This is a genomic window from Planctomonas deserti (genome assembly GCF_003067705.1).
GTDB lineage: Bacteria > Actinomycetota > Actinomycetes > Actinomycetales > Microbacteriaceae > Planctomonas > Planctomonas deserti.
On sequence record NZ_QANL01000205.1, the window covers coordinates 1 to 521 of the forward strand.

Here is a 521-nt window from a genome sequence, read left to right on the forward strand (position 1 = left end):
GTGGCCGAAGGTCAGCGCGTCACCCCGTGCCAGCTTCGCCTCGCGCTCGGCCGGCGCCAGGTCTTCCAGGTCCGAATAGGGAATGGCGTACTGTGGCCGGATCAGGCCCTGTGCATCCAGCTGCGGATCGCGCGCGCCGACGAACAGCACCGGGTTGTAGAAGCTGGCCATCAACATGCCATCGCGCGCCAGCACGCGGCGGCATTCGGTCCACACCGGGCGCACGTCGGGTACGTACAGGTTGGAGATCGGATGGAACACCACGTCGAAGCTGTCGTTGGCGAATACGTGCAGGTCGCGCATGTCGCCCTGCACGGTGCGCAGCTGCAGGCCATCGCGCGCGGCGACCCTGCGGTCCTGTTCCAGCTGCCCGTCGGAGAGATCGAACACGGTGACGTCAGCGCCCGCAGCGGCCAGCACCGGTGCCTGCTGGCCACCGCCTGAGGCCAGGCACAGGATGCGACGGCCGCGCACATCACCCATCCAGTCCAGTGGCAACGCGCGGGGCGTCAGGTGCACCT

1 protein-coding gene is annotated in these 521 nt (G+C 68.5%); it reads right to left on the bottom strand.

What is annotated here, in order from left to right; genetic code table 11:
* Positions 1 to 483 (bottom strand): class I SAM-dependent methyltransferase (locus DAI20_RS20290; RefSeq protein ID WP_159085175.1); only part of this gene is annotated, 483 nt, incomplete at its 3' end.
* Between the last annotated feature and the right edge of the window lie 38 nt (positions 484 to 521).